Genomic DNA, 20,159 nt, shown 5'->3' with positions numbered 1-20,159 from the left:
CCCCTAGAGGTGGAGCCACTTCAGGAGCCCGAGCCCGATCGCGCCGTTGACGATGAGAAAGATCGCGACGATCAGGTTGAGCAGCCGCGGCATGATCAGGATGAGCACGCCCGCAATCAACGACAGGATCGGCGAAATGTGGGCGACGGTGATGTGCATGAATTATCTTTCTGTGGAGGTGGCGCGAATCGCGGGCGGATCATAGCGGTCCCGGTTCCGCGAGTAGAGACGCACAAGGCGCGATGCGGGTTCCCCCTTTCGCGAAAACTGCCTGAAATTGCCGCGAATGCGGCGGGCGTTTTCCCGGAACATTGCCAAGACGCATGCATTGGCAACGAGTCGCGCCACTGGCGCTTCCCGAAACATGCGAAGGAGTTTTGCATGCAGAACAGGATTCTTGCCCTTGCAGCGCTCGCGGCCGCGATCGGCTCGCCCCTGGCGGCGCAGGCGCAAAGCGGCACGGTCGGACGCGCACCTGTTGTGGTCGAGAGCGGCCCGACGATTGCGGTCGAACAACGACCGGCCTTCCGCGACTATGTGGTCGAGCAACGTGTGCCAGCCTTCCGTGTCCCGGATCGCGTGGTGGTCGGCGCCACCTTACCCGAAAGCGGCGTCACCTATTATGACGTGCCGCAACGTTTCGGCGCCACCACCTATCGCTACACCGTCGTGAACGGCGAAACGGTGCTGGTCGAGCCGCGCTCGCGCCGCATCGTCGAGGTGCTGGACTAGATCGTTGTCCGGACGCGTTTCGTCACGCGAACCGGTACCCACTCCGCTTAAGAACGCCGCTGATCGACTAGATGTCCGGCGCGCCACTTCAATCAGGCTGGCGTGAGCAGTGTAAAATCGGACATCAGGCCCTGCCCGGTCTCCCCCCGCCGGGCGGGGCTTTTTTCTCTCGTGTCCCGGGCAAGCGAACCGCGACCCGGGACCCAGAAGCTCCGAGCACGAGGCAATATGGGCCCCGGCTCTGCAGCGCACCGCTAAGAAGCGCTGCGCAGCGTCCGGGGGACGAGAGCCGCGATACCCGCGCCTCAATCCTGGATCTTCGAAAAATCCGCCACCGCACGCGTGGCGCTGCGGATCTCGTTCAGCAGCTTCAGGCGGTTCTCGCGCACCTTCGCATCGTCGTCGTTGACGCGGACCTTGTCGAAGAACGCATCGACCGGCGGACGCAGCTTCGCCATCGCACTCATCGCGGCGGCAAAGTCCTCCTTGGCGACGGCAGCACTCGCTTCCGCCTTGACCTCGCCGATCGCCTTGGCCAGCGCCTTCTCCTCAGCGAGGCTGTAGAGCGCAGCATCGGGCGCGCCGTCAAAGCTGCGCTTGTCCTTCTTCTCCTCGATCGAGAGGATGTTGCTGGCACGCTTGGTGCCGGCGAGCAGGTTCTTGCCGTCGTCGCTGTCGAGGAATTTGCCGAGCGCATCGACGCGGCGGACGATCATCAGGAGGTCGTCCTGGCCGCCAAGCGCGAACACGGCATCGACGAGATCGTGCCGAGCGCCCTGCTCGCGGAGCTGGACTTTCAGTCGATCGGCGAAGAAGGCAAGGAGATCGCTTGGAAGCTTCTGGGCGTCGGCAGGATTCACCGACAAGCCGGCGAGCGCGGACGCCGCCACCTTCATCAGCGACAGACGCAGTGCGTTCTCGGCGATCAGCCTGATCACACCCAGCGCGGCACGGCGCAGCGCATACGGGTCCTTCGATCCCGTCGGTTTCTCGTCGATCGCCCAGAAGCCAACAAGCGTGTCGATCTTGTCCGCGAGCGCCACCGCAACGCTGACCGGATCGGTCGGCACGCGATCGGCGGGTCCTTGCGGCTTGTAATGCTCCTCGCAGGCGGCGGCGACGGAATCATCCTCGCCCTGGGCCTTCGCGTAGTACCGGCCCATCAGGCCCTGCACCTCGGGGAATTCGCCGACGACTTCGGTCAGCAAATCCGCCTTCGCCAGATGCGCGGCCCGCGTCGCCTTTGCGACATCGGCGCCGACCAGCGGCGCGATCTCGGCGGCGAGCCGCTCGATGCGCTTGATGCGCGCGGCCTGCGTGCCGAGCTTCTCGTGGAACACGATCTGCTCGAACTTCGGCAGACGATCCTCGAGCTTCGTCTTCAGATCGGTCTCGTAGAAGAACTTCGCATCCGACAGGCGCGGACGGATCACGCGCTCGTTGCCCGATACGATGACCTTGCCGCCGTCGGTCGCCTCGATATTGGCGGTGAGCACGAACTTGTTGGTCAGCTTGCCGGTCTTGGAATCCCTGACCACAAAACACTTCTGGTTGTTGCGGATGGTGGCACGGATCACTTCTTCCGGGATCGCGAGATACTCTTCCTCGAACGATCCCATCATGACGATGGGCCATTCGACGAGGCCGGAGACCTCGTCGAGCAGCACCTGATCCTCGACGAGCTCAAAACCTTGCGCGAAGGTCAGTTCCTTGGCGTCGGCAAAGATGATGTCCTTGCGCGCCTGCGGATCGAGGATGACTTTTGCAGCCTTCAGCTTCGCTTCATAGTCCTCGAAGCGGCGCACGGAGATAGCTTCCGGCGCCATGAAGCGGTGGCCGTAGGTGGTCTGGCCGGTCTCGATGCCGTCCACCTCGAACTTCACGACATCGGGCTCTTCGGTCTCGAGCCCGAAGGTCGCGGTGATCGCGTGCAGCGGACGCACCCAGCTCAGCGAGCCGGGCTTGCCCGAGCGCGCGCCCCAGCGCATCGATTTCGGCCAGGGGAAGGTGCGGATGATGACCGGGAGGATTTCCGCGAGCACATCGATCGCGTCACGGCCGGGCTTCTCGATCAATCCGATGTAGAAATCACCCTTGGGGTCGCGCTGGATCTTGGCTTCGTCCAGCGACTTCAAGCCCGTCGCTTTCAGAAAGCCCTGCACGGCCGCATCGGGCGCGCCGACCTTCGGGCCGCGGCGCTCGGTCTTCAGGTCCGGCTGGCGCGCAGGGATTCCGTGCACGGTGAGCGCAAGGCGACGCGGCGTCGCGAAGGCTTTGGCGCCCTCGTAGACGAGGCCTTCGGCAACGAGCTTGTCGGTGACCATGCGGCGCAAATCGTCGGCCGCCTTGGCCTGCATGCGGGCGGGGATTTCTTCCGAGAACAGTTCAAGCAAAAGTTCGGGCATCAGGCCGCTCCGCCCGCTTCAGTATGGATCCAGGCCTCGCCGCAGGCCTTGGCCAGCTCGCGCACCCGGAGAATGTAGCTCTGCCGCTCGGTCACGGAGATCACGCCGCGCGCATCGAGCAGATTGAAGACGTGGCTCGCCTTGATGCACTGGTCATAGGCCGGCAGCGCCATCAGATGCGCCTCGCGCTTGTCGTCCTTCCAGCCGGCGTCGAGGTACTTTCTGCACGCCGCTTCCGCCATCTTGAACTGCTCGAACAGCATCGCGGTGTCGGCGACTTCAAAATTGTGCTTCGAATATTCCCGCTCGGCCTGCAGGAAGACATCGCCATAGGTGACCTTGGCGTCGCCCTCGCGGCCGTTGAAGTTGAGGTCGTAGACGCGGTCGACGCCCTGCACATACATCGCGAGGCGCTCGAGCCCGTAGGTGAGCTCGCCCGCAACCGGCGCGCATTCGAAACCGGCGACCTGCTGGAAATAGGTGAACTGGCTGACTTCCATGCCGTCGCACCAGCACTCCCAGCCCAGGCCCCAGGCGCCCAGCGTCGGGCTCTCCCAATCGTCCTCAACGAAGCGGATGTCGTGCACGGCGGAATCGATGCCGATCGCGGCGAGCGACTTCAGGTACAGCTCCTGAAGGTTCGGCGGCGACGGCTTCATGATCACCTGGAACTGGTAGTAGTGCTGCATCCGGTTCGGGTTCTCGCCGTAGCGGCCGTCCTTGGGCCGGCGCGAAGGCTGCACATAGGCCGCGTTCCAGGGCTTGGGGCCGAGCGCGCGCAGCGTGGTCGCCGGATGGAAGGTCCCCGCGCCCATCTCCATGTCGTAGGGCTGCAGGATCACACAGCCCTGCTCGGCCCAGAACCGCTGGAGCGCGAGGATGAAGCCCTGGAACGAGCGTTCCGGGCGCATATGGGCGGGCAATGAGGCGTCCATCGTCAGATCAGGCTCTCGCGGGGGGTTTTGAATCGCGCGGGACCGTATCGACGGCAGGGATGGGAATCAAGGCAAAGGGGGGTGGATTCGGGCCGATCTTGGACGGTGCGGTAGGGTGGGCAAAGGCGCTCTTGCGCCGTGCCCACCATCTTTCCGGGGACTTCCGATGCTGGTGGTGGGCACGCTTCGCTTTGCCCACCCTACGGCAGCGGTTTTTGGCGCGGCTAGCCCGGCCGGTAAGCTCCGGTCACGGGGTCGCGCTTCAACGTCTGGATTTCCCCCATGTGCGCGGCCTCGGCGACGCGTGACAGGCGCATCTCCTCCAGCTCCTGGTTGATCCGGACGGCGGTCTTGTAGGCCCAGCGGACCACGGCAAGCCCGCCCAGGACGCCCGCGAAAGCGACGAACGGCGGCATCTGTCGATCCTTGTCTAGTGCTCAGCCCCCACACGCATTGTCGCGCAGTCGGGGCTACGCCGCAATTGGCTCGCGCCGGACCAAATGGCGCGGGAGGGCGCCGCCTAGAACCCGAATTTCGCCCAAATCGCCCGCGTCTCGACCGCCGAGATCAGATCGTCCGGCAGGCCGGCCATTGATTCCAGAGCCAAAAGCTGCCCCGCGCCGGGCGATTTCCGCCCGAGAAGGCCGGACAAAAGTCCTGTCGGCTGCGCGATCACGGGGGTGAGAACCTTCTCGCCGTAGCGGGCACGAAGAGTTGAGCGGAGATCGCCGATGCCGTCGGCGAGGCCAAGCGCGATCGAGCTCTCGCCGGCCCAGTATTCACCCGTGAACAGGGTGTCGTCGGCGCCGTTCAGCCGCGCGCCGCGGCTCTCCTTCACCAGCGCAATGAAGATCTGGTGGATCTCGCGCTGGATCGCCTTCAGCTTGGCGACGTCGTCGGGGTTCTCAGGGAGGAACGGATCAAGCATCGCCTTGTGCGCGCCGGCGGTGTAGAGGCGCCGCTCGATGCCGAGCCGCCTGATCGCGTCCTGGAAGCCGAAGCTGCCGCCGACCACGCCGATCGAGCCGAGGATCGAGGACGGATCGCAGAAGATCTCGTCGCCCGCGCAGGCGATCATGTAACCGCCGGACGCCGCGACGTCCTCGACGAAGACAAGCACCGGCAGCTTCTTCTCGGCAGCGAGCTGCTTGATGCGCAAGAATATCTGGCGCGACTGCACCGGCGAGCCGCCGGGCGAGTTGATCACCAGCGCCACCGCCTTGGCATTCCGATACGAAAACGCCCGCTCCAGTATCCGCGCGACGCCCGCGAGCGTCATGCCCGGCCGCAGCGGCGTCACCGCACCGATCACACCCGACAGTCGCACCACCGGCACGACCGCCGTGCCGGGACGGAAGCGCGCCGGCAGGTATTGCATGAGCTTGTCGGCTAGGCCGGAACTCCCACGATCGTTCAATTGTTCGGCCATGCCGTTACCTCTGTTTAACCATTTCTTATCACGCGAGTGTCATTGAAAGTGCCTGGAACGTGTTTTGCAGAATTCCCGTTGGGAAGCTGCAATAGGCAGCGGAGGAAACGCCATGAAGATCTATCTGCTGCTGCTGCTGATCGGTGTGCTTTTCACGGCGATTCGCTTTACGTCCCCGCAAGAACAGCAGACGGAATCGCTTCCGCAGTAAGCCGTCACGGCTCCGCCAGCGGCAACACCGCCCTCCCTTCCAGAATATCCCTCACCTCTTTTTTAGGCACGATTGACTCTTCGTTAAGCATGAGGCCCGGCAGCAATCGTGTCGGAGCCCGGCCGCCTTTGACCGCGCGCACCAGCACGCGGATCGCAGGCCTTCCCGCTTCGCCATGAACCGGCAGGACCACAAGGCTGCCGAAGCCGCGTGACAGCGCTGCCAAAACCTCGGCGATTCCATCTGCGCGCCAGATCAGAGTCAGCACGCCGTTCGATCGGAGGATACGCCGCGCTGCATGCACCCACGCATGCAGCGTCTCCCCGGTCGCGACATGCGCGGTGTGGCGCGACTGATCCGGCGACCCACGATGCCGCGCCGGATCGTTGAAGGGCGGATTCGTCAGCACCACGTCGACGCTGTCGGGCACCAGCCCATGTGCCGCGAACGCCTGCGCGTCGGCGGTGACGTCGAGCACGATCGCCTCGGCGGCGATCGCATTCGCCTCCGCATTGGCGCGTGCCAGCTCCGCCAGTTCCGGATCGATCTCGACCATGCTCAGTCTGATGCCTGCGACGCGGCGGGCGAGAGCGAGGCCCGCCGTGCCGATGCCGGCGCCAAGGTCGACCACGCGGTCCCCGGCCTCGGCCTGCGTCGCCGCGGCGAGCAGGACGGCGTCGTGCCCGGCGCGATGGCCGGACCGCTTCTGCTTCAGGAGCAACTGTCCACCGAGAATGGCGTCCTCGGTGATATCTGCTGCGGCCTCAATCATCGCCGCGCAGTTCGTGGCTGAGGCCGGCGTCGGTCAGGATCTGCCGGGCCTCGAGGGCGTCGTCCTCATGGACCAGGATCCGCCGCGGCAGAATGCCGAGCGAGCCCTCGATGATGCTCATGTTCTGGTCCAGCACCAGATGATGGATATTGGCGCCGTCGAGCAGCGCGCCGATCGCCGACACCAGCACCATATCGTTGGTCCGAACCAGTTCACGCAAAACTGAGGTCTCCTGCCTGAAGGGGGCTAAAGCGGCAAATGTCAATGGTTCCGCAGGCCTTGCCGCATCCGCCGCCAGTTTCTATTGTATTTCCATCAGAATAGCCCCTCCGGGGCAAATATTGGAGACCGGCGTGGCCGTCATCGTACCTTTCGAAACTCCCGGCGCGTCGATCGAAGAGCTGGTTGCCCTTGTCGCCCCTGATATGGAACGCGTCAACGCCACGATCCTGTCGCGGACCGGGTCGGACGTCACCATGATCCCGGAGGTGGCCAACCATCTGATCTCCTCCGGCGGCAAGCGCCTGCGCCCCATGCTGACGTTGGCCATGGCCAACCTCGCCGGCTACACCGGCGACGGCCACATCAAGCTAGCTGCCTCCGTCGAGTTCATGCACACCGCGACCCTGCTCCACGACGACGTCGTCGACGAGAGCGAGATGCGCCGCGGCAAGCTGTCGGCGCGCATGCTCTGGGGCAATGAGGCCAGCGTGCTGGTCGGCGACTTCCTGCTCGGCCAGGCCTTCCGCATGATGGTCGAGGTCGGCTCGCTGCGCGCGCTCGACATCCTCTCCGCGGCCGCCGCCACCATCGCCGAGGGCGAGGTGATGCAGCTTGCCGCCGCCAAGAACACTGCGACCACCGAGGACGAATATCTCGCCGTGATCCGCGGCAAGACTGCCGAGCTGTTCGCCGCCGCCTGCGAGGTCGGACCTGTCATCGCCAACCGCCCGAAGGCGGAACAGACCGCCTGCCGCTCGGTCGGCATGAATCTCGGCATCGCCTTCCAGCTCGTCGACGACGTGCTCGACTATGGCGGCAAGAGCGCCAAGCTCGGCAAGAACACCGGCGACGATTTCCGCGAGGGCAAGATCACCCTGCCCGTCGTGCTCGCCTTCCGCCGCGGCAACGACACCGAGCGCGCCTTCTGGATCCGCGCACTGGAGCGCGGCGAGATCGGCGACAGCGATCTCGATCACGCCATCGGTCTGATGAACAAGCACCGCGCGCTCGAGGATACGCTGAGCCGCGCCCAGCATTACGGCGCCATGGCCGTCGACGCACTGGCCCTGTTCCCGTCCTCGCCGATGAAGAGCGCGCTGGAGCAGGTCGTGGCGTTCTGCCTGGCGCGGTCGCATTAGGCGAAGCGCTTCCATCGCTTCCGCACCACTATCAGCCCGTCATCCTGAGGCGCTCGCGTAGCGAGCCTCGAAGGATGTGCAGCCGGGCCGTCGCCCTTCGAGGCTCGACAAGCGCCGCTCTCGCGTCGCTCGTCTCGCGCCTCAGGGTGACGGTGATGGATAAGTGCGCGCTGCTTCACCACCGTCATTGCGAGCGCAGCGAAGCAATCCAGTCCGTCCCCGCGGCGAGACTCTGGATCGCTTCGCTGCGCTCGCAATGACGGAGCAAGGCGCGCAGGCGCCATTCGCCAACACGCTTTCAACTTTCGGCCGACGCCCTCCAAGACCCACAACTCGCCGCGCCGGAGCCGGGACGCCGCCCGCCTAGTCACTTGCATTTTGCAAGTAACTCTCCTACCTTCCCGCCATGCAGCCGAAATCCCCTTCCATTCTCGAATGCCCGGTCGGCCGCGCCGTTGAGACGGTCGGCGAGTGGTGGAGCATCCTCATCCTGCGGGATGCGTTCCAGGGCGCGACGAGGTTCGACGAGTTTTCGAAAAACCTCGGCATTGCACCGAACATCCTGTCGCGGCGGCTTGCCCATCTCACTGACAGCGGCATGTTCGTCCGCCGCCGCTATCAGGAGCGGCCACCGCGCTACGAATATGTGCTGACGGACAAGGCTCGGGATTTCTTCCCCGTGGTCGCGGCGCTGCTCGCCTGGGGCAACAAGCATCTCGCCCCCAAAGGCGAAGCCATCCTGCTGGCGAACCGTGAAGATGTCCGCCCGCTCGATCCCGTCGTGGTCGATGCCACCGACATGCAGCCGATCACACTCGCCAATGCCGTGGTCATCGCAGGCCCGGGCGCCAGCCGCTTGATGCGCAAGCGGCTCGCTTCACTCAAGGCCATGAACCCGGCCATCGCCCCGGTGGGAGACTGACATGCGTCGTATCGTCGTGACGGGAATGGGCGCGGTGTCGCCGCTCGGCTGCGGTGTCGAACTGTCCTGGCGCCGGCTCCTCGCCGGCCAGAGCGGGCTGCGGCCTCTGCCGGAATGGGCGCAAGCGCTGCCGGCGCACATCGCCGGAATCGTGCCCGACAAGGCCGATGACGCCGAAGGCGGCTTCGACCCGTCGCAAGCTGCCGCGCCAAAAGACCAGCGCAAGATGGACCGCTTCATCCTGTTCGCGCTGCTCGCCACCGCGGAAGCAGTCGCGCAGGCCAAATGGACGCCGCAGGATGCAGGCTTGCTGGATCGCACAGCGACGATCATCGCCTCCGGCGTCGGCGGCTTCCCGGCAATGGCGGAAGCCGTGCGCATCACCGAACAGCGCGGCGCGCGTCGGCTGTCGCCATTCACGATCCCCTCGTTCCTCGCCAATCTCGCCGCGGGCCACGTCTCGATCAAGTACGGCTACAAGGGCGCGCTGGGCACGCCTGTCACGGCCTGTGCCGCGGGCGTACAGGCGATCGGCGATGCCGCGCGCATGATCCGCGCGGGCGAAGCCGACGTCGCGATCTGCGGCGGCGCGGAGGCCTGCATCGACATCGTCAGCCTCGGCGGCTTTGCCGCGGCGCGCGCGCTGTCGAGCGGCTTCAACGACGAACCCGCACGCGCCTCGCGCCCGTTCGATCGCGACCGCGATGGCTTTGTCATGGGCGAAGGCGCCGGCATCCTGGTGATCGAGGATCTCGAGCATGCGCTTGCCCGCGGCGCGACGCCGATCGCGGAGATCATCGGCTACGGCACGACGGCGGACGCCTACCACATGACGTCGGGCCCGCCCGATGGCGACGGCGCCCGCCGCGCCATGGAGATCGCGCTCCGGCAGGCGAACCTCGTGCCTGCAGATCTGCAGCACCTGAACGCGCATGCGACGTCGACGCCGGCCGGCGACGAGAGCGAGCTTGGCGCGATCGCCACGCTGTTCGGCCGCAACCGCGGCATCGCCGTGAGCGCAACCAAATCCGCCACCGGCCATCTGCTCGGCGCCGCCGGCGGCCTGGAAGCCATCTTCACCGTGCTCGCCTTGCGCGACCAGATTGCGCCGCCCACAGTCAATCTCGAAAACCCCGATGCGAACGCCGACGGCATCGACATCGTCTCGGGCCGCGCGCGGCCAATGCCGATGCAATACGCCATCTCCAACGGGTTCGGCTTCGGCGGGGTGAATGCCAGCGCGATCTTCCGCCGGATGGGCTGAACGAGAGGCCTTGCAATCGCGGTAGCCTGCGCTACGAAAACAGGATGAGCGAAACCAATTTCTGGCTGTTCCTCGCCGCAGCATTCCTCATTGCGGCAATTCCCGGCCCCGGCATTTTCTACGTCGCGGCACGAACCCTGTCCGAGGGCCGCGCGAGCGGCTTTGCCTCGACGGCGGGCACGGCGCTGGGCGGGATGGTCCATGTCGTCGCCGGCAGCCTCGGTATCTCCGCGATCATCCTCGCCAGCGCGGAACTGTTCACCGCGGTGAAGTTTGTCGGCGCGCTCTATCTGGTCTGGCTCGGCATCAAGACGTTTCGCAGCGCCGGCCGGACGATCTCGCTCGAGAGCGAAGCCGTCGGCGACAAGCGCGCATTTCGCGACGGCGTGCTGGTCGAGGCACTGAACCCGAAGACTGCCGCGTTCTTCCTCGCCTTCATTCCGCAATTCCTCGATACCGCGGGACCGAACCCGATGCTGCAATTCATCGTGCTGGGTGCGATCTCGGTGACGCTGAACACGGTCGCCGATATCGTCGTGGTGCTGATAGCCTCCGCGACGCGCACGCAGCTGATCGGAAGGCCGCGTCTGATGCGGCGCCTCACGCAGGGCTCCGGCGTCATCATCGCGGGCCTCGGCCTCTCGCTCGCGCTGGCACGGCGGCCGGCAAATGGCTAGCGCCCCGCACGACCGCTTCTATGAATCCCACGGCCTGCGGCTGCACTACGCCGACTGGGGCAACGAGAGCGCTCCGCCCCTCATCCTGGTCCATGGCGGACGCGATCATTGCCGCAGCTGGGACGTCGTCGCGCGCTCGCTGCAACCGCATTATCACGTGATCTCGCCCGATCTGCGCGGCCACGGCGATTCCGACTGGACGCGGGGCGGTAGCTACGCGCTGACCGAATACGTCTACGATCTCGTCCAGCTGGTCCGCACCATCGCCGCGCCCCAGATCACCCTCATCGGTCACTCGATGGGCGGCATGGTGAGCCTGATCTTTTCCGGGTCTTTCCCGGAGCAGGTCGCGAAACTGGTGGTCCTCGACGGCGTGACCATGCTGCCGGACGCGCCCAAGCCGCCGGCGCACGAGCGCATCGGCAAATGGGTCGGCCAGCTCGACAAACTGCACGACCGCACGCCGCGCCGCTATGCGACCCTCGCGGACGCCGCCGCGCAGATGGTGTTGCACAACAGGCGGCTGTCCCGCGAACTTGCGCTGCACCTCGCCACGCACGGCGCGCGGCAGAACGAGGACGGCACCTTTAGCTGGAAGTTCGATCCCTATCAGCGCGCCAGTGCACCGCACCGGCTGTGGCCGGACGATCACGTCGCATTGTGGTCGCGCATTGCCTGCCCGACGCTGCTGCTCAATGCAGGGGAGAGCTTCCTCGCGGGCGCCAGGGCCGCAGGCCTGGAGCGGTATTTCCCGCAGGCGCGTGTGGAGACCATCGCCGGGGCAGGACACTGGCTGCAGCACGACAAGCCGCAGGAGGTGCTGGGTGCGATCCGGCAGTTTTTGGGGCTCGGCGAAGAAAGCCTCTAGCGCCGCTGCCGTAGGGTGGGCAAAGCGAAGCGTGCCCACGCTTCTGTCGCCTATCTGAAAGATGGTGGGCACGGCTCTTCGCGCCTTTGCCCACCCTACAGCAGCATCGTCGAGGAAAGACCTAGCTCAACGTCCCCGCATGCACCCACCAGCCGGGGTGATCGCGCCGGATCTTTTCGGCGGCGGCATGTGCGTCGGTGGGCGCACCATAGATCGCAAAGCACGTCGCACCGGAGCCGGACATGCGGGCGAGCTTGACGCCGGCGGAATCGCGCAAGGACTCTAGCACCTCACCGATCACCGGCTCGATCCGCAGCGCGGGCGCCTCGAGATCGTTGGCGACGGTTTCGAGAACCTCAACCCAGTCGGAAATGGAGCCGCCCTCCTCCGGCCAGGCCGGCGCTTCGAGAACCGAGGTGGCGCCAACCAGAAGCTCACCGTTGCGCAGGCCAAGCGCCTGGAACACGTCCTTGGTGGCAACAGGCACGCGCGGATTGACCATCACGCAGGGCATGCTCGGCAACGCCAGCGGCAGCAGCTGCTCGCCGACGCCGGTCATGTCGCAGGCGCTCGAGAGCAGGCACACCGGCACATCGGCGCCGGTCGCGAGCGCGACCTTCTGCAAACGGGGATCGTCGAGCGACAGATTGTTGAGGCGCGCCAGGAGACGTAGCGCCGCCGCGGCATCGGCCGAGCCGCCGCCGATGCCGGCGGCCACAGGAAGCACCTTGTCGAGCGCGAAGGCGCCGAGCTTCAGGCCCGGCACGGCCTCGGCCAGAAGCTTGGCCGCCTTGAACACGAGATTGTCCGATGTCTCGCCGCAGGCTGCAGCCAGCGGCCCGGTGGTGGTGAGCTTCAGCTCGCCGCCCGGCTCCAGCGTGAGCCGGTCGGCGCAATCGGCGAACGCGACCACACTTTCGAGATCATGATAGCCGTCCGCACGACGGCCAACGACGCGAAGGCTCAAATTGACCTTCGCCCGCCCTTCTTCAATCAGCGCCGACATCGGCGATCAGCCCCCAAATGACTCACGTGTTTGCGCATGATCTGATCGGAAAACCGCTACACACTTTTCCGGATCATGCGCGTAGATCAGCCGCCCTTGCCGTCGTCCTTCTTCTTCTCGGCCTGCGCCGCGGAAGAGTTGGAATTGTCGTCGGTCAGACCGTTGGCGATCTTGGCCTCGATCTTCGGAAGCTCATCCGGTTCGGGCTTGAGATCGCGCGCGTGCGACCACTGGAACTTGGCTTCCAGGGTGCGGCCGACGCGCCAATAGGCGTCGCCAAGGTGATCGTTGATGGTGGGATCCTCGGGCTTGAGGTCGATCGCGCGCTCGAGGTTCTTCACCGCCTCTTCGTAGTTGCCGATGCGGTAATAGGCCCAGCCGAGGGAATCGACGATGTAGCCGTCGTCGGGACGCTGCTCGACGGCGCGCTTGATCATCTTCATGCCCTCGTCGAGGTTCACGCCCTGGTCGATCCAGGAATAGCCGAGATAGTTGAGGACATGCGGCTGGTCGGGCTGCAGCTCGAGCGCCTTCTTCATATCGGCTTCGGCCTTGGCCCACTGCTTGGAGCGCTCCTCGCAGATGCCGCGATAATAGTACCAGACGCTGTTGGCCTTGTCGTTGCCGGGCGTCAGCACCTCGATGCCCTGCGAATAGGTCGCGCCGCAGTCGCCGAACTTCTTGCGGCCGCGCTCGATATTGCCGAGCGCCATGATGGCTTCGATATCCTTGGCATCCTCCGTCGTGACGCCCTTGAGGATCTTGATCGCCTCGTCGGTGCGGTCGGCCGAATCGAGGTCGATGGCGAGCTGGATCTGCGCGTTGCGCTTCAGCGGCGAGGTCGCGGGCACGCGCTCATAGACCTTGATCGCCATCTGCGGCCGCTTCACCGATTCATAGAGATCGGCGAGCGAGAGCAGCGCCAGCGGATGGCTGGGCTGCAGGTAGAGCGCGAGCTGGAGGTAGACCAGCGCCAGATCCTCGCCGCCGCGACGGGTCAGCGTGGCGCCGATGCCGTAGAGCGCTTCGGCGGCGCCGGCCTGCGCGGAATCGGCCAGCGGCGGCAGCTTCTTGCCGGCCTTGGTGTCGCGCAAACCTTCCACGATGAGCGGATGTCGGGCGAGCTTCTTGTCGAAGGCCTGGTAGACATTGGTCGCCGCAGCCGAATCCTTGTTGCGCGACAGCCAGCGCGCATAGGCCTCGGTGACGCGCAGCATGGAATCATCGAGCTTGTAGGCGCGCTCGAAGCGGGTGCCGGCATCCTTCTCCTTGCCGGAGAGCTCCAGGATCATGCCGGCGTGCAGGTCCTTGAACAGCGGATACCATTCCGGACCGGCCAGCTTGTCGATGGTGGCGACGCCGCCCTTGGCATCGCCGGCGCCATAGGCGGCCCAGCCCGACAGCAGCGTGGCGACGAGATCGGTGATGGGACCGCGGATCGACTGGTTGATGTTGCTCTGCGCGGTCGCGTACTTCTTGAACTTCAGATCATGCACGCCGACGACCAGACGCGCGACGCGGTTGGTCTTGTCGATCGTGAGGATGCGCTCGGCGAGCTTGACCGCCTCGTCGATGTCACCGTCGGCGACCGACGAGATGAAGGCGCGGTCGAGCAGCTCGTTGTTCTTGGGATCGGTGCGAAGCGCCGAGCGGTAGAACGCTGCCGCCGAAGCCGCGTCGCGTTCGACACTGGCGTGGCGGGCGGCAAGATAGCTGCCGGCGCCGGTGAGCGACTTCAGATCGTTTCTGGTCGGAAACTGCGCCGCTGTATCGGCCGGGTGATCCGGCGTCTGCGCCAGGACCGCGCCGGGGACCGTCGCGATCGCTGTGCCCATGAGGGCGATGGCAGCAACAGTCCAGCGGTTGAAACGATTTGAGAACATCAGGGCTCGCCTTGAGTTGGTAGTGCCTGGGTTTGCAGCAGAAGGCCGTCTCGCATGCGAACGCGGCCAGTGGCATCGGGACCCGGAACCGTCGGGTCGGACAATGCCGCTTTTGGCGGTTCACCGCAAGGATTCGGACCGGGCGATCCCCTCCGCACGCCCCAAATCGGCCAACTGACCGGTCAAGAGCGCCCCAAGACGCTGCTACTATGGCCTTATCGTGGCCGCGACAGGTGGCCGCGGCCCGGTTCTCACGCGAACGTGCGCCAGATCACGCTTTGTGACGTCGTCCGCTCTGGCTGAGCGCGTTTTTACATCGCCTCGTAGTTCGGACCGCCGCCGCCCTCCGGCGGAACCCAGGTGATGTTACCGTTGGGGTCCTTCACGTCACAGGTTTTGCAGTGGACGCAGTTCTGGGCGTTGATCTGGAAGCGCGGGCTCGCCCCCTCCTCGACCCACTCATAGACGCCGGCCGGGCAATAGCGATTCGAGGGACCGGCGAACACGTCGTGCTCGGACGTCTTCTGCAGGTTCATGTCCGTGACCTTGAGATGGACCGGCTGGTCCTCCTCGTGATTGGTGTTGGAGAGGAACACCGAGGACAGCTTGTCGAAGGAGATCTTTCCGTCCGGCTTCGGATAGTTCTTGGGCGCGTGGCTTTTGGCCGGATCGAGCGTCGCGCGATCGGGCTTGGAATGCGACTGCGTGCCGAACAGCGAGGCGCCGAACAGCGTGTTGCACCACATGTCGAAGCCGCCGAGCGCGACGCCGAGCACGGTGCCGAATTTCGACCACAACGGCTTGACGTTGCGGACCAGGAACAGATCCTTGCCGACCGACGAGGAGCGCCAGGCGTTCTCGTATTCGACGAGTTCGTCATTGGCGCGATCGGCGGCGAGCGCCGCGGCGACATGCTCGGCAGCCAGCATGCCGGTGCCCATCGCATTGTGCACGCCCTTGATGCGCGGCACGTTGACGAAGCCCGCGGCACAACCGATCAGCGCGCCGCCGGGAAAACTCAGCTTCGGCACCGACTGATAGCCGCCCTCGGTGATGGCGCGCGCGCCATAGGCGAGCCGCTTGGCACCCTCGAAGGTGCCGCGGATCGAGGGATGGGTCTTGAAGCGCTGGAATTCGTCGAACGGCGACAAATAGGGATCGTCGTAATTGAGATGCACGACGAAGCCGACGGCGACGAGGTTGTCGTCGTAATGATAGAGGAACGAGCCGCCGCCGGTCTTCAGATCGAGCGGCCAGCCGAACGAATGCTGGATCAGACCCTTCTGATGCTTGGCGGGATCGATCTGCCAGACTTCCTTGAGCCCGATGCCGAACTTCGGCGGCTCGCTCTTGGCATCGAGCGCGAACTTGTTGATGAGCTGCTTGGTCAGGCTGCCGCGGGCGCCTTCGGCGAACAACGTGTACTTGCCGAGCAATTCCATGCCGCGGGTGAAGGAGTCCTTCGGCTTGCCGTCGCGGCCGATGCCCATGTCGCCGGTGGCGATGCCCTTGACCTTGCCCTCCTCGTCGTAGAGCACCTCGGCCGCGGCAAAGCCAGGATAGATCTCGACGCCGAGCGCTTCCGCTTTCCGCGCCAGCCAGCGGCAGACATTGCCGAGCGAGCCGATATAGCAGTGATGGTTGTCCATCAGCGGCGGCATCATGAAGTTCGGCAGCTTGATCGCGCCGCCGCCGGTCATCCAGTAGAAGCGGTCGTCCTTCACCTGCGTCTTCAGCGGGCAGTCGGTATCCTCACGCCAGTCCGGAATGAGCTTGTCGAGCCCGGCCGGATCGATCACCGCGCCCGAGAGAATATGTGCGCCGACCTCGGAGCCCTTCTCCACCACGACGACGTTGAGATCGGCGTTGAGCTGCTTCAGCCGGATCGCGGCCGACAGGCCCGAGGGGCCGGCGCCGACGATGACGACGTCGAATTCCATGGATTCGCGCGGGGGAAGTTCTTCGGTGCTCATCTGATCTCAGCCCTTGAGACGGTCCTCGGTCGTTTGCGCCCTCTTGTTTCCGATTTTTCCGGGTAGGACAACCTCGGAATCGCGTTCCGCCGGGATGCAAGGCCGTCCAAACGGGACCTCCCCGGTCTGGTACGCCAGAACCGGGGAGGTCCCGATCATTTTTTGACGCGTTTTCTTCACGCGAACCGGTGTCCACTTCGCTTGAAAACGCTATGCTATAAAAGTCAGACTTTCCCATGATCCCCGAACCCGCACCCACCGTCCGAGAGCTGCTCGCCTTCTATCTGGAGGCCGGAGTCGACTGCGCGCTGGCGGAGGAACCGATAGACCGCCTGGCGGAAATCGATGCGCCACCGCCGGCCCCGCGCGCGGCGCCAGTCGAGGCGCCCCGTCCGGTCGCCGCGCCCGCGGTGATGCGCGGCGAGGCCGCCCCTGCACCCGACGTTGCCATTGCTTCGGCGCGCGAGGCTGCGCGCACCGCGCCGACCCTGGAGGCGCTGCGCGAGTTGATGCAGAATTTCGAGGGCTGCGCGCTGAAGAACACGGCGACGCGGCTGGTGTTCGCCGACGGCAACCCGCAGGCGCGCATCATGTTCGTCGGCGAGGCGCCGGGCCGCGACGAGGACATCGAGGGACTGCCCTTCGTCGGGCGCAGCGGCAAGCTGCTCGATCTCATGATCGGGGCGATCGGGCTCAACCGCACCACCGCTTACATCGCCAACGTCATTCCCTGGCGGCCTCCGGGCAACCGCACGCCGACGCCGCAGGAGACACAAATCTGCCTGCCCTTCATCCAGCGCCAGATCGAGCTGGTAAACCCTGACGTGCTGGTGACGCTCGGCAATCCTTCGACGCAGACGCTGCTGGCGACGCGCGAGGGCATCATGCGCACCCGCGGGCGCTGGTTCGAGTACGAGACGGGCCAGCGCACCATCCGCGCGCTGCCGACCTTCCATCCGGCCTATCTGCTGCGCTCGCCGTCCTACAAACGCCTGGCCTGGCAGGACCTGCGGGCGATCGCGAAGGTGCTGGCGGGGTGATGATCTCGTGTCCCGGACGCGGTGCGGCACGCAGTGACGCTCCGCAGAGCCGGGACCCAGAAAGCAACACAGGACGATGCGGCGAGATAGGCCCCGGCTCTGCAGCGCACCGCCGAAGAGGCGCTGCGCAGCGTCCGGGGCACGAGAGCCTCACGTCCCCTTCGGCCGCACGATGGCCCAACCGATACGCAGCAGTTGCTGCCGGCCGGTCACGAGCCATTCGAAGGCACGCGGCACTTCCGGCACGATGCCGGGGAAGCGCTTGAGAATTTCGGGCGGCGGCGTGCCGGCCGTGTCGGAGGCGCGCCAGACCACGACGCCGCCGGTCTCGGCGAATCTGGCCTGATTGATCCACGGCGTACGCGCCGGGTCGGCATCGATGAAGAGATGCGGCCGGCCGGAATGCAGCGTGATCAGGCTGGCGAGCTGGGTTTCGCCGGCAACCGCGCGCAGGCGATGGTTGGTACGGCGGGCAAAGCTCTCGTCGAAGAAATCCGAGATCGCGCGCGCCGGCATCGAGGTCGTAATCTCATTGGCGCCGGTCCAGGGCAGAAACAGCACGGCGAGCACCACGCCGGCGGCGGGGGCGACGACGGCGGCAGCCCAGACCATGCGCAGCATTCGCGCACGGCGCATCGCGATGAGCTCGCCGGCCGCGACCACCACGGCAAGCCCCGACATGACCAGCACGACGCCCGCACCGCCGACGACGGAATCGAGGCCGAGGAGGCCTGAGATCAGCACCGCGCCGAGCGCCGGCGCCAGCGCGAAGAAATAGACGAAGTTGCGCGCGAGCGGCTCGACCGGCGGCCGGTAGATGATCGGCGCCTCCTCGCCCTTGGCGACGAACAGACGGGTGTTGAGGAAGGTCAGCGCCGGGATCGCGGCCGCCCCGAGCACGAGCCCGCCGAGTAGCCAGGCCGCGTGGATCGCGCGGGTGCTCAGCTCGGCAAGCTGCGGCAGGGCCGGCAGCACCAGCGTCTCGGCGCGCATCAGCCAGACCGCATAGGGCAGCGCCAGCACGGCGACGACGATCAGAGCGAACAGCGGGTCGAGCGCGCGCAGCGTGCGGCGGCCGCCGGCGGTTGCGAGCGCAAAGATGACGAGCAGGGCGAGAAGGAAGATCGCCGCAGGCGTCGTCAGCAGCAGGAGACCCGCCTCGATCGACCAGGCGAACCAGGCATTGCCGCGGCGCTGGCCGATGATCAGCCAGGAGTGCAGCAGCAGCAGCGCCCAGAGCGGGCGGGCCAGCACGAGCGGGCCGAAATCGAGCGCGGGCGAGGAGAAGGCCAGCACCGTCATGGTCAGGAGCACGGCGAGCACCGCCTGCTGCGAGCCGACCACGGCGCGGGCGAGATGGTAGAGCGCGATGAAGGTCGCAATCTCACAGAGTTGGGCAAGGACATAGACGCCGAACATGTGGCCACCGGCGAGGCGATAGGCGATGTCGGCGAGCCAGACCGGCAAGGGCGGGCCGAGATCGGTGCCGACCCGGTATTCCCTGCCGAACGCCAGCAGCGTCGCCAGGGAGCCAGGCGGGCTGCGGTAAAACACCAAGGCCACGAACAGCCACATCGCGGCTTGCAGCAGCACGGCGATCCACACGATCAGCCGCGGCCGGGCGCGAATGAGCTCGATGACCAGGGAGGTAAACCGCATGCAACGTCCGAAAGATGCAGCCAACCCGTCCAGCCGGCCCTATTCGCTCACGTATACTTTGATAAGGGGCGTCACGCTTTGTGGCAACGACCGTCTGCCCTAGAGGCCGGCAGAAGCATCAATTTCAACGCCCGCATCCGCCTGCACCTCGACCTCGGTGACCTCGAACAGATCCCGCACCGGCTCCACGGTCCAGGGCATGTGCTTGGCCCGGGCGGCGGCGACAGGGGCGAAGAAGCTGCGGTGATGGACGGTGGGGCCGAGGCGGTCGAGCGCGTCGAGGTGCTCGGGGACGGCGTAGCCCTTGTGCTGCTCGAAACCGTAGCCCGGGCAGTCCTGCGCCAGCGCGCACATCAGCCGGTCGCGCGTCACCTTGGCGACGATCGAGGCCGCCGCGATCGACAGCACGATGCCGTCGCCGCCGATCACGGCCTCGCAGTCGCAAGCCGTGTCGAGGCGGTCGCGGCCGTCGACGAAGACATGGCGGGGCGCCTCGGGCAGTGCCACCACGGCACGCTTCAGCGCCCACAGCGAGGCGCGCAGGATGTTGTCGCGGTCGATCCGGGCGCGTGAGGCGACGACCACCGAGACCTGCGCAGTGGCGCAGATCTTGTCGAACAGTCTTTCGCGCTCCTCGGCGGTCAGGCGCTTGGAATCATCGATGCCGCGCGGGATGCGGTCGGGGTCGAGAATCACCGCGGCCGCCACCACGGGTCCCGCCAGCGGTCCGCGGCCGGCCTCGTCGCAGCCCGCGACCGGCCAGACGCCACGCTTGATCAGCGCGCGCTCGCGGCGAAAGCTCGGCGGCGTAATCGCGATGATGCCTTTCTTGCCGGTGGGAGCTTTGACGTCGGCAAGCTTGGCGGCCTTGGCAGGCGCGGCCTTCTTCGCAGCATCCTCTTTCGGCACGCCCTTGGCCGGCTTCCTGGCGGACTTGTCTCGAATCATGGCCGGGATCGTGCGCAAGCGGCCTCGCCGGCGCAACCGGGAACCCCGGATAATTCCCGTTATTCAGGTCGGCC

At 66.0% G+C, this 20,159-nt stretch carries 19 protein-coding genes; 7 read left to right on the top strand and 12 right to left on the bottom strand.

The window, feature by feature from the left end:
• Window positions 1-3: 3 nt before the first annotated feature.
• Window positions 4-159 carry a DUF3096 domain-containing protein gene (locus tag IQ16_RS34580; protein WP_018648785.1) on the bottom strand — a complete coding sequence of 52 codons (156 nt, stop codon included), beginning with the start codon at window positions 157-159 and terminating at the stop codon, window positions 4-6.
• Window positions 160-381: 222 nt separating this feature from the next.
• Between IQ16_RS34580 and IQ16_RS34575 the strand changes: the two genes are divergently transcribed.
• On the top strand, window positions 382-732 hold the full coding sequence (locus IQ16_RS34575; protein ID WP_018648786.1) for a DUF1236 domain-containing protein: 351 nt from the start codon (window positions 382-384) through the stop codon (window positions 730-732).
• Window positions 733-1,037: 305 nt separating this feature from the next.
• Here the strand turns inward: IQ16_RS34575 and glyS are convergent, their stop codons facing one another.
• From glyS to IQ16_RS34545, 6 genes are all read right to left on the bottom strand, one after another.
• Window positions 1,038-3,137, bottom strand: a complete 2,100-nt coding sequence (gene glyS / locus IQ16_RS34570) for a glycine--tRNA ligase subunit beta (protein WP_018648787.1) — start codon at window positions 3,135-3,137, stop codon at window positions 1,038-1,040.
• Complete coding sequence (locus tag IQ16_RS34565) at window positions 3,137-4,072, bottom strand: glycine--tRNA ligase subunit alpha (RefSeq protein ID WP_018323356.1); 936 nt, start codon at window positions 4,070-4,072, stop codon at window positions 3,137-3,139. The genes glyS and IQ16_RS34565 overlap by 1 nt, the downstream gene beginning before the upstream one ends.
• 224 nt (window positions 4,073-4,296) lie before the next feature.
• Window positions 4,297-4,488, bottom strand: coding sequence for a hypothetical protein (locus tag IQ16_RS34560; RefSeq protein WP_018648788.1), 192 nt, complete (start codon window positions 4,486-4,488; stop codon window positions 4,297-4,299).
• A gap of 104 nt (window positions 4,489-4,592) precedes the next feature.
• Complete coding sequence (locus IQ16_RS34555; RefSeq protein ID WP_018648789.1) at window positions 4,593-5,501, bottom strand: S49 family peptidase; 909 nt, start codon at window positions 5,499-5,501, stop codon at window positions 4,593-4,595.
• Between the two features lie 215 nt (window positions 5,502-5,716).
• On the bottom strand, window positions 5,717-6,484 hold the full coding sequence (locus IQ16_RS34550) for a tRNA1(Val) (adenine(37)-N6)-methyltransferase (protein ID WP_018648791.1): 768 nt from the start codon (window positions 6,482-6,484) through the stop codon (window positions 5,717-5,719).
• Entirely contained in the window at window positions 6,477-6,704 is a 228-nt protein-coding gene (locus IQ16_RS34545; protein WP_018648792.1) for a putative signal transducing protein, read from the bottom strand. The genes IQ16_RS34550 and IQ16_RS34545 overlap by 8 nt, the downstream gene beginning before the upstream one ends.
• Before the next feature lie 133 nt (window positions 6,705-6,837).
• On the opposite strand from IQ16_RS34545, the gene IQ16_RS34540 reads away from it, so the two are divergent.
• From IQ16_RS34540 to IQ16_RS34515, 5 genes are all read left to right on the top strand, one after another.
• On the top strand, window positions 6,838-7,845 hold the full coding sequence (locus IQ16_RS34540) for a polyprenyl synthetase family protein (protein ID WP_026202916.1): 1,008 nt from the start codon (window positions 6,838-6,840) through the stop codon (window positions 7,843-7,845).
• Window positions 7,846-8,251: 406 nt separating this feature from the next.
• Complete coding sequence (locus IQ16_RS34530) at window positions 8,252-8,767, top strand: winged helix-turn-helix transcriptional regulator (protein WP_018648793.1); 516 nt, start codon at window positions 8,252-8,254, stop codon at window positions 8,765-8,767.
• A gap of 1 nt (window position 8,768) precedes the next feature.
• Complete coding sequence (gene fabF, locus IQ16_RS34525) at window positions 8,769-10,031, top strand: beta-ketoacyl-ACP synthase II (RefSeq protein ID WP_018648794.1); 1,263 nt, start codon at window positions 8,769-8,771, stop codon at window positions 10,029-10,031.
• Window positions 10,032-10,075: 44 nt separating this feature from the next.
• Window positions 10,076-10,708: a LysE family translocator gene (locus IQ16_RS34520; RefSeq protein WP_018648795.1), complete on the top strand. Its 633-nt coding sequence runs from the start codon at window positions 10,076-10,078 to the stop codon at window positions 10,706-10,708.
• Window positions 10,701-11,576: an alpha/beta fold hydrolase gene (locus tag IQ16_RS34515; RefSeq protein ID WP_018648796.1), complete on the top strand. Its 876-nt coding sequence runs from the start codon at window positions 10,701-10,703 to the stop codon at window positions 11,574-11,576. The genes IQ16_RS34520 and IQ16_RS34515 overlap by 8 nt, the downstream gene beginning before the upstream one ends.
• A 121-nt stretch (window positions 11,577-11,697) precedes the next feature.
• On the opposite strand, the gene IQ16_RS34510 is transcribed toward IQ16_RS34515, so the two are convergent.
• From IQ16_RS34510 to IQ16_RS34500, 3 genes are all read right to left on the bottom strand, one after another.
• Window positions 11,698-12,582: a 4-(cytidine 5'-diphospho)-2-C-methyl-D-erythritol kinase gene (locus tag IQ16_RS34510; protein ID WP_018648797.1), complete on the bottom strand. Its 885-nt coding sequence runs from the start codon at window positions 12,580-12,582 to the stop codon at window positions 11,698-11,700.
• Window positions 12,583-12,668: 86 nt separating this feature from the next.
• Window positions 12,669-14,465: a tetratricopeptide repeat protein gene (locus IQ16_RS34505; protein ID WP_018648798.1), complete on the bottom strand. Its 1,797-nt coding sequence runs from the start codon at window positions 14,463-14,465 to the stop codon at window positions 12,669-12,671.
• A 311-nt stretch (window positions 14,466-14,776) separates the two neighbouring features.
• On the bottom strand, window positions 14,777-16,438 hold the full coding sequence (locus tag IQ16_RS34500) for an electron transfer flavoprotein-ubiquinone oxidoreductase (RefSeq protein ID WP_018648799.1): 1,662 nt from the start codon (window positions 16,436-16,438) through the stop codon (window positions 14,777-14,779).
• Window positions 16,439-16,674: 236 nt separating this feature from the next.
• On the opposite strand from IQ16_RS34500, the gene IQ16_RS34495 reads away from it, so the two are divergent.
• Entirely contained in the window at window positions 16,675-17,478 is an 804-nt protein-coding gene (locus IQ16_RS34495; RefSeq protein WP_018648800.1) for a uracil-DNA glycosylase, read from the top strand.
• Window positions 17,479-17,628: 150 nt separating this feature from the next.
• Here the strand turns inward: IQ16_RS34495 and IQ16_RS34490 are convergent, their stop codons facing one another.
• On the bottom strand, window positions 17,629-19,137 hold the full coding sequence (locus IQ16_RS34490; protein WP_018648801.1) for a glycosyltransferase family 39 protein: 1,509 nt from the start codon (window positions 19,135-19,137) through the stop codon (window positions 17,629-17,631).
• A gap of 99 nt (window positions 19,138-19,236) precedes the next feature.
• Entirely contained in the window at window positions 19,237-20,085 is an 849-nt protein-coding gene (gene rnhB / locus IQ16_RS34485; RefSeq protein WP_026312975.1) for a ribonuclease HII, read from the bottom strand.
• Window positions 20,086-20,159 lie beyond the last annotated feature (74 nt).

The organism is Bradyrhizobium huanghuaihaiense (assembly GCF_007830635.1).
In the GTDB taxonomy this organism is placed as follows: domain Bacteria; phylum Pseudomonadota; class Alphaproteobacteria; order Rhizobiales; family Xanthobacteraceae; genus Bradyrhizobium; species Bradyrhizobium huanghuaihaiense.
The sequence above is the reverse complement of the archived record's forward strand: the minus strand, read 5'-3'. Positions and strand labels throughout refer to the sequence as shown.